Source organism: Allgaiera indica, from assembly GCF_900106675.1.
Classification (GTDB): domain Bacteria; phylum Pseudomonadota; class Alphaproteobacteria; order Rhodobacterales; family Rhodobacteraceae; genus Acidimangrovimonas; species Acidimangrovimonas indica.
On sequence record NZ_FNOB01000050.1, the window covers coordinates 1 to 8,197 of the forward strand.

Consider the following 8,197-nt stretch of genomic DNA (forward strand, 5'->3'; position numbering starts at 1 on the left):
TTGCGTTTCGACATCTCTGATCTCCTTCTCGTCGAAGATCAGCAGACTGCAAATCGTAGCTTATGTCAGTGTCCGAATTTCGGGGGGTAGCTCACCTTGCAGTTCATCGTCGTTATTGAAGTGGTCGGTTTGAGGGGATGAGGCCGTTCCCGTCAGTTTTTCCATGAAGGTCGGCTCGTGTGCCTTGGAATAACCGACCACCTTGTCATCGTCATCGTAATGCACCGTTCCGGTTTCCCCGGTCCACCAATTCGTCTTTTCCTCTGACCGTGCCATCGCTTCCCCCAAACCTATTGGAAAATTGGCCAGACCTGCTACGCAACCAATCGATCATGGTCGCGGAAAACACAGGCTGCAGCTCGCATAATGAAAACGTTACGAATTCGGCTGCGAGAATCCATTAGTTTTAAGTAAACAGGGTTTAGGCCCGAAATTCCATGCGACCCTTGCCCAGAAGTAAGATGACTGGGCAAGGGTTGACCTGCTCCCCTTCGAGTCCGCGCTTATAGGTTTGCTCTGGCAAGATTTGGTTCTCTTTCGAGCGTTGGTGATACTCCCACGGGGCGTTGTTGCGCAAATCAGCGTTCGGGTTTGCGGGTCCTGTGCGAAGACTTCCGCGGGTGCGAAGGGGCGGCGATCTCAGCTGAGGAGTTTCTGAAGGAGCGGGCGAATCCGCAGGAACCTGCGATAGGCCCATTCGAACGCGGGAATGAGAGGCCTCCACCCAGCCAGAATGCCCAAGGGGCGCAGCAGCGGGATCGCCCGCCACATGGCGGCGAAGGCCTCCGCGCCCGAAAGGAGGCGGTCGCCTTCGCGGGGGTGGAAGCGTGCAAGGATCTCGGCGCGGTCGATCGGAGAGGCCGCATCGGGGCCCACCGCGTCCACGAACGTGATGCGCCCGCGGCGGTCGAGCCGGCGCATCAGCGCGATCTCGCGGCGGCAGAGCGGGCAGCCGCTGTCGTACCAGACGGTGACCGCTTCAAGCATGACCGGCGGCGCCTGCCTGGCAAGGCGCAGCCGAAGGCCGCGCTTGCAGGTGCCGAAGATCTGCAACCGCCGCAGCGGCACGCCGGGCGATGCGGTGCGCCGCGCCCCTTTCACATTCCTGAAAGTAGCGTCTCATGATCTTTCAACGGTCGGCGCGCGCGCCCGGATCATTCTCGGCTGGATCATTTTGGGTTGTGGCAATCGGGGCGATCAAGGTCGTCCGGCCTCTTGCCTGCATTGCCGTTCGGGCGGCCCGGTTCGGGGCGGGGGATCAGAGCGCCTCAGGCCCGCGCGGGTGACTTTGCCGACCTTCGGCATTTGTCGGAGCAGTAGCGAACGGCCTTCCAGTCGCGTGCCCATTTCCCGCGCCAGGTGAACGGGCGGTTGCAGGCCGGGCAGGTCTTGCTCGGCAGATCGGATATCCGGCGCATCTTCAAGCGTGTGCTCCCCTGGCCTGCGGAGACCGAAGGCTACCCAAGATCCGAGTTTAGCGCGAGGCGCCGGTATCGCCAGCCTCTGCCGCCGCACCCAGCACCCGTTCCAGTACCGGGTTGGGGAAACGCCGCTGCAGGGTGACGGCGTAGAAATCCTCAACGATGTCCAGATCGAAGGGCGCGGTGACCAGCAGCCCCTCGCGCAGCTCGTCGGCCAGCACGACCGCCGGGGTGATCGCCAGCCCCGCATCCTCGCGCGCCAGAAGCCGGATCATCGCCATGTCGTCGACCTCCGCCGCGACCCGGGGGCGCAGCCCCAGCCGCGCCACGAGGCTGTCGAAGCCAGTGCGGATCGAGCTGTCGGTGGGCAGGATCACCGGCTCCTGCCGAAGCGCCTCGGCGAGCGTCGGGTGGCGCATACGGTGCGGCGTGCCGTGCAGGCCGACCTTCTGGGCCGAGACCCGGTGGGCGACGAAGGCCGAGAAGACGTCGCGCGCGGGCGGCTCGGTCGTCAGCACCACGTCGAGCGCCAGCGATTGCAGGGCCTCGAACAGCATCGGCCCGCTGCCCGAGCGCAGCACGATCTCGATCTCGTCAGATCCGATGATCGGGGCAAGAAACCGAAGCTGGAAGTTTCTCGACAGCGTCGAGGGCGCGCCGACCCGCAGCACTTGCCGCCCTGCGCCGGCCTGGCGCAGGACTGACACGAGTTCCTCGCCCGCGCCGAAGATCCGGTCGGCATAGTCGAGCGCGATATGGCCCACCTCGGTCAGCACCAGCTGGCGCCCGCGGCGTTCGAACAGCGGCTGGCCAAGGCGGTCCTCCAGCGTGCGGATCTGGCTGGAGAGGGCCGATTGCGAGACGTTCAGCCGCTCTGCCGCGCGGGTCAGGTTGCCGTCGCGGGCAACCTCTCGGAAATACCGCAGATGATGGTAGTTCAGATCGGACATCGTTCTTATTTATAGAACGTTTCATCAATAACAATGTATTTTTTATGATGCTGCGCCGCAGCTATGACCGGGGCGATCGCAACCGGAGGTTCTGTCATGTCCCAACTTCTCTTTCTCGGCCCCCTGCTGGCCGCGCTTGCCGGCCTTGTGCTTGTCCTGCGCCCCGGACCGCGTGCCGGAACCCGTCTGCGTCTGCCCGAGGGCGCGATGATCGCCCATCTGGCCGCGTCGCTGGCCGCCGGGGGTCACCTTGCGCTGGGCGGTCCCGAGACCTCGGGCCTGATCGGTGCCGCCGGGGCGGGGCTGTCGGCGCGGCTCGACATCGTCAGCGTCGCGCTTGCGCTGACCGTGGGTTTCGTCGGCTGGGTGGTGCTGCGCTTCTCGCGCGTGGCGCTGGACGGCGAGGCGGGGCAGGGCGCCTTCATGGGCTGGATGAGCCTGACGCTTGCCGCCGTGCTGGTGCTGGTGCTGGCGGGGAACCTGATCCAGCTTCTCGTCGCCTGGGTCTGCGTCGGTGCCGCGCTGAACCGGCTTCTGTTGTTCTATCCCGAGCGGCCCCGCGCCCGGCGCGCCGCGGCGAAGAAATCCCTTAGCGGGCTGATCGCGAGCCTTTCGCTGCTGGGTGCCGTGATCCTTATGATCCGGGGCTTCGGCACCACCGACATCGCCGCGATCACCGCGGCAGCTCACGCGGGCCGGGTGCCGGCGGACCTGTGGCTGGCGGCCCTGCTGCTGGCGGTGGCGGCGGTGTTCAAATCGGCGCTGATCCCGACCCACGGCTGGCTGACGGAGGTGATGGAGGCACCGACGCCGGTCTCGGCCCTCCTCCACGCAGGCGTGGTGAACGCGGGCGGCTTCCTGCTGATCCGCTTTGCCGATGTGATGCTGACCGCGCCCGCCGTGCTGACGGTGCTGGCGCTGGTGGGCGGGTTCAGCGCGCTGGTCGCCGCCGCCGTCGCCACCACCCAGCCCGCGGTGAAGACCGCGCTGGCCTGGTCCACATGCGCGCAGATGGGGTTCATGGTGCTGCAATGCGGGCTCGCGCTCTTCCCGCTCGCGCTGCTGCATATCGTGGCGCATTCGCTCTATAAGGCGCATGCCTTTCTGTCGTCGGGCGGCGCGGTCGAGGCGGTCACCGCGATCCGGCGCCCCGGTCCGGTGGCGGTGCCCGGCGGGCGCGCCGTGGCGCGTGCCTTCGCGCTGGCGCTGGCGATCTACGCGGGGGTCGGCGCGGTCTTCGGGATCGGGCAGATGGCGCCGCAGGCCGTGGCGCTGGGGGCGATCCTGATCTTCGGCGTGGCCTACCTGATCGCTCAGGGGCTGGCCGATGCCGCGCCGCGGGCGCTGACATGGCGCACCACGGCGATGTCGGGCGCGGCGACGCTGGCCTACTTCGCCTTCCACGCCGGGGCCAATGCGCTGTCGGCAGGCAGCCTGCCGCTGCCGCCCGCGCCCGATGCGCTGACCTGGGCGGTGATGGCGCTGTCGGTCGCGGGCTTCGGGCTGGCGGCGTTGGCGCAGGCGACCTTTCCGCTCTGGGCCGGGCATCCGGCGGCGGCGGGGCTGCGCGTGCATCTGATGAACGGCCTTTACCTCAATGCGGTGACCGACCGGATGGCCCGGTCGCTTTCGAAAGGATGAGCGAATGACCTATCACAGCTTCCAGTTCCCGGGCGAAACGCTCGCCCTCTTCGCCGCTGCCGAGGAGGCGGTGGGCCAGATCCCGCCGGCCTTCGCGCTTGACGCGACGGTCGCGGTCAATCCCTTCCTCGGCCAGTCGGGCGAGACGCGCGAGGTCGCCGCCGCCCGCCTTGCCCGGATCGCCGGGGCGCGGCTGACCCTGCCGCGCAGCACTGCGGCTGCGTGGATCGCCGCCGGCCGGATCACAGACCGGGATCTTGCCGGCGCCGCGGCTGGCGCGGGCCTTTCGGTCGCCGCGCTGAGGGCCGCCGCCGGGGAGCCCGAGCCCGCGCTTGCGCCGGATCCGACGCTGGCCGACCTTGCGAAGGCCACGACCGGTACCGACTGGCCCGCCTTTGTCGAAGAACGGATCGGCCTTTGGGCCGCGGCGCAGTTCGACCGGGGGCAGGCGCTTTGGCCTGCGCTTCAGGGCACGCCCTGGCGGTCGTGGAAGGCCTTCGCGCAGCGCGACCTGACGCCGGGGCTGCACGGCCTCGGGGGGGTCTGCGCTTACGTCGCCGCCCTTCCGGACGATCCGCGCGCGGCCTTCGCCGAGCTTTGCGGGCAGCTCAGTCTGACGGCAGAGGCGGCGCCGCTCTACCTTCAGCGGTTGCTGACGACGCTGGGCGGCTGGGCGCAGTATGCCCGCGGCCTTGGCTGGCGGGCCGCCCGGGACGGCGGGCATGACGCCACCGCGTTCGAGCTGCTGCTGATCCGGCTGGCCTGGGAGGGGGCGCTGCTGGCCGCCTTCGGGGCCGCGCTCGCCGCGGGGTGGAAGGAGGCGCTGACCGGCTGGGCCGCCCCCTTGCAGCCGAATGCTGCGCTGCGCGCCGATCTGGCGCTGCAGGAGGCCGCCGACCGGGCCGAGGAGCGGCGGCTGGCGGAGGCCTTCACGATCGACGGGCCCAAGCCGCCCCGCGACAAGCATCCGCTGATCCAGGCGGCGTTCTGCATCGACGTGCGGTCGGAACCCTTCCGGCGGGCGCTGGAGGCGGCGGAGCCGGGCGCCGAGACGCTCGGCTTCGCGGGGTTCTTCGGGCTGGCGGTGAATCACAGGCCCTCGGCCTCGGATCTTGTCGAGGCGCGGGCGCCGGTGCTGCTGTCACCGGGCCTGACTTCGGGCACGGCGGCGGGCAGGGCGGCGGGCAGGGCGCAGGACGACGGCCTGCGCCTCAAACGCCGGGCGGTGCGGGCCTGGGGGCGGTTCAAGCTGGCCGCCGTGTCCTCCTTCGCCTTCGTCGAGGCGGCGGGGCCGGGATACCTCGGCAAGCTCGCGGCGTCGGCGCTGGGGCTTGGCAAGGACGCGCCGCCCACGCCCGCGCCGCGGCTCGATCTGCCGCTGGAGGCCCGCATCGCCGCGGCGGCACAGGTGTTGCGCGCGATGTCGCTGACCCGGGGCTTCGCGCCGCTGGTGCTGATCGCGGGGCATGGCGCCCATGTCACGAACGCCCCCCATGCCAGCGCCCTGCAATGCGGGGCCTGCGGCGGGCATGCGGGCGATGTGAACGCGCGGCTGCTGGCGGGGCTGCTGAACGAGCCCGCAGTGCGCGCCGGTCTGGTGTCGGAAGGTATAGAGATCCCCGCCGACACCCGCTTCGTCGCCGGCCTGCACGACACGGTCAGCGATCGGGTGAGCTTGTTCGATGACGGGCTGGGCGAAGTGCCGGCCCCGGCACTGGCGCATCTGCGGCAGGTGCTGGGCCGCGCCGGGGCGGTCGCCCAGACGGCCCGGGCCGCCAGCCTGCCGCGGGCAGGATCGGGGGCCGGGCTGGCCGCACGGGGCAGGGACTGGTCGGAGCTCAGGCCCGAATGGGGGCTGGCCGGATGCCGCGCCTTCATCGCCGCCCCGCGCGGGCGGACGGCGGGGCGGGACCTTGGCGGGCGGGTCTTCCTGCACAGCTACGACTGGCGGGCAGATCAGGGCTTCGGCACGCTCGAACTGATCCTGACCGCGCCGGTGGTCGTCGCCAGCTGGATCGCACTGCAATACCACGGCTCGGCGGTGGCGCCCGGGGTCTTCGGGGCGGGCAACAAGCTGATCCACAACGTCACCGGTGGGATCGGGGTGGTCGAGGGCAACGGCGGCAACCTGCGGCCCGGCCTGCCCTGGCAGTCGCTCCATGACGGCGCGGGGCTGCGCCACGATCCGGTGCGGCTGGCCGTGGTGATCGAGGCGCCGGAGGCTGCGATCTCGGGCGTGCTGGACCGGCACCCGGGGGTGAGGGCACTCTTCGACAACGGCTGGCTGTCGCTGCATGCGATGGACGCCGAGGGCCGGATCGCCGCGCGCTACGACCGGGGCGTCTGGATCGGGAGAAAGGCCGCCGCCACACCCGCCGACCGGGCCGCATGACACCCGGGCCCTATGCCGGACGCGTCGCGGTGCTGGCCACCATGCACGGCAAGGAGGCCGCCTTTGCCCCGATCCTTGCCGAGCAACTGGGCCTGGACCTGATGGTGCCCGAAGGCATCGACACCGATGCACTCGGCACCTTCACCGGCGAGGTCGCCCGGCAGGGCACAGTCGAGGATGCCGCCCTCGCAAAGGCGGCGCTTGGTCTGTCGCGCGCGGGCGGCGACCTCGCGCTCGCGAGCGAGGGCGCCTACGGGCCGCATCCGCGGATCCCCTTCATCCCGTTTGGCGTGGAGGTCGTGGCCTGGGTCGACAAGAGGATCGGCCTGACTCTGGTGGAGAGGCTCTACGATGAGACGCCAGTCTACGATCATCTCTTGCTTGACCCGGACGAAGACCCGGGATCCTTCCTGGCACGCATCGGGTTCCCGGCGCAGAGGGTGATCGTGGGCGCGGACGATGATGCCGTGGGCGATAACGTGATCAAGGGCATTGGCAGCGTGGAACAACTGGGGGCGGCTTTAGCGAAGGTCCGGCGCCTTTCGACGGATGGCAAGGCGTTCATCCAGACCGACATGCGCGCGCACTGCAATCCGCACAGGATGGAAACACTCGGCAGGCTGGCGCAGAAACTTGCCAGGCGACTGGAGACAGCGTGCCCTGTCTGTGCCGCACCGGGGTTTGGCAAGGTTGGTGTGGAGATGGGACTTCCCTGCGCCTGGTGCGCTGGACCGACAGTTCTGGTGCGAGCAGAACGATGGGGCTGCGGCGTCTGTGGTCTGGAAGAGACGCGGCCTCGCAAAGACGGCCTGACCGAGGGGGACCCGGGAACCTGCCCGCGCTGCAACCCCTGAAATGAAAGCCTCGCCGGCGCGAACCGGGAGCTGTGGCTGAATTTGGGTGACGCGGCGAGATCAAGCGGCGCGGTTCTGGCTGGCATCGGGTTGAGCGATGCCGTCGCTGAATTTGACGCCTTCGATGACGCGAGGCAACTGGTTCTTGCCATTGAGCCTGCGCCATCTCTTCGATGCCGCCCTGACGAGGGTGAACACCATCAGTCTTGCCGTCTTCTGCGACAGGGCGCCCTTGGTTCGAACCGTGCGGTGACGGACGGTGGCGAACACGCTTTCGATCGGATTTGACGTGCGCAAGTGATCCCAATGCTCCGCCGGGAAGTCGTGGAAGGCGAGGAGCGCCTCGGTGTCCTTGGTCAGGCAGGTCACGCTCCGCGCATATTTGGCGCCGTATTTTTCCTCGAAGGGGGCTTGTTGCACATATCGGTGAGGAGGATTCACTGCGCGAATCCAGTGCGTTAGTTCGGCGCCATGCCGAAGCCCTCTCCCACCCGCTATCGCACGACGAACTGGTCCGACTATCGAGCCATCGCGGCGCCACCGGTCCAAGCCCGATGGCGAGGGCCGCGCTCCGCCAGCGGGGCTCGCTCTCGGTCTGGTTTGATCCCGACACGGTCTGGCACGCCGGAACGAGCGGCAAGCGGGGGCGGCCCGAGACGTTCTCTGATGCCGCGATCCAGGTCTGCCTCACGCTGAAAGTGCTCTTCGGCCTTCCGCTTCGGCAAACGGTTGGACTGGTCGAGAGCCTGATCCGGATGGCGGGGCTCGACTGGCCGGTGCCGGATTATTCGACGCTGTGCCGACGCCAGGCGCGGATCGGTGTGCAGATCCCGTATCGCCGCTTTGGCAAGCCTTTGAACCTGCTTATCGACGGTCGAGCCATAGTCCGCCATCGGTCCGAGGACGATGGCGAGGGGCGTGAAGTTCCGCGGTGACGGC

7 protein-coding genes and 2 pseudogenes are annotated in these 8,197 nt (G+C 68.8%); 4 read left to right on the forward strand and 5 right to left on the reverse strand.

Features of this window, described 5'->3' with window-relative positions; all coding sequences use genetic code 11:
* Positions 1-60: 60 nt before the first annotated feature.
* The 4 genes from BLV97_RS21005 to BLV97_RS20225 form a co-directional block, all read right to left on the reverse strand.
* On the reverse strand, positions 61-276 hold the full coding sequence (locus BLV97_RS21005) for a hypothetical protein (protein ID WP_143037600.1): 216 nt from the start codon (positions 274-276) through the stop codon (positions 61-63).
* A gap of 363 nt (positions 277-639) precedes the next feature.
* Positions 640-1,053 carry a thiol-disulfide oxidoreductase DCC family protein gene (locus BLV97_RS20215; RefSeq protein ID WP_244521082.1) on the reverse strand — a complete coding sequence of 138 codons (414 nt, stop codon included), beginning with the start codon at positions 1,051-1,053 and terminating at the stop codon, positions 640-642.
* 215 nt (positions 1,054-1,268) lie between these two features.
* Positions 1,269-1,418 carry a DUF2256 domain-containing protein gene (locus BLV97_RS20220; protein ID WP_081824974.1) on the reverse strand — a complete coding sequence of 50 codons (150 nt, stop codon included), beginning with the start codon at positions 1,416-1,418 and terminating at the stop codon, positions 1,269-1,271.
* Positions 1,419-1,474: 56 nt separating this feature from the next.
* The gene (locus tag BLV97_RS20225; protein ID WP_035840584.1) at positions 1,475-2,371 is read right to left on the reverse strand and encodes a LysR family transcriptional regulator; all 897 of its coding nucleotides are present in this window, start codon (positions 2,369-2,371) and stop codon (positions 1,475-1,477) included.
* 96 nt (positions 2,372-2,467) lie between these two features.
* On the opposite strand from BLV97_RS20225, the gene BLV97_RS20230 reads away from it, so the two are divergent.
* Genes BLV97_RS20230 through BLV97_RS20240 form a run of 3 tightly spaced genes read left to right on the forward strand, consistent with a single transcriptional unit; the run spans position 2,468 to position 7,258 of the window.
* Entirely contained in the window at positions 2,468-4,012 is a 1,545-nt protein-coding gene (locus BLV97_RS20230) for a proton-conducting transporter transmembrane domain-containing protein (protein ID WP_035840581.1), read from the forward strand.
* A 4-nt stretch (positions 4,013-4,016) separates the two neighbouring features.
* Positions 4,017-6,404 (forward strand): YbcC family protein, encoded by a 2,388-nt coding sequence (locus tag BLV97_RS20235; protein WP_051645955.1) that lies wholly within the window; start codon positions 4,017-4,019, stop codon positions 6,402-6,404.
* Between the two features lie 29 nt (positions 6,405-6,433).
* On the forward strand, positions 6,434-7,258 hold the full coding sequence (locus BLV97_RS20240) for a DUF6671 family protein (RefSeq protein WP_210184820.1): 825 nt from the start codon (positions 6,434-6,436) through the stop codon (positions 7,256-7,258).
* A 60-nt stretch (positions 7,259-7,318) separates the two neighbouring features.
* Here BLV97_RS20240 and BLV97_RS20245 read toward each other — a convergent pair.
* A pseudogene (locus BLV97_RS20245) lies at positions 7,319-7,663 on the reverse strand (transposase); the annotation flags it as partial.
* 66 nt (positions 7,664-7,729) lie between these two features.
* Here BLV97_RS20245 and BLV97_RS20250 point away from each other — a divergent pair.
* A pseudogene (locus BLV97_RS20250) lies at positions 7,730-8,142 on the forward strand (transposase); the annotation flags it as partial.
* Positions 8,143-8,197 lie beyond the last annotated feature (55 nt).

Excerpts from the sequence above, each read along its gene's own strand:
- BLV97_RS20235 (WP_051645955.1), top strand. The coding sequence starts at position 4,017 with ATGACCTATCACAGCTTCCAGTTCCCGGGCGAAACGCTCGCCCTCTTC.
- BLV97_RS20230 (WP_035840581.1), top strand. The coding sequence starts at position 2,468 with ATGTCCCAACTTCTCTTTCTCGGCCCCCTGCTGGCCGCGCTTGCCGGC.
- BLV97_RS20225 (WP_035840584.1), bottom strand. The coding sequence starts at position 2,371 with ATGTCCGATCTGAACTACCATCATCTGCGGTATTTCCGAGAGGTTGCC.
- BLV97_RS20220 (WP_081824974.1), bottom strand. The coding sequence starts at position 1,418 with ATGCGCCGGATATCCGATCTGCCGAGCAAGACCTGCCCGGCCTGCAAC.
- BLV97_RS21005 (WP_143037600.1), bottom strand. The coding sequence starts at position 276 with ATGGCACGGTCAGAGGAAAAGACGAATTGGTGGACCGGGGAAACCGGA.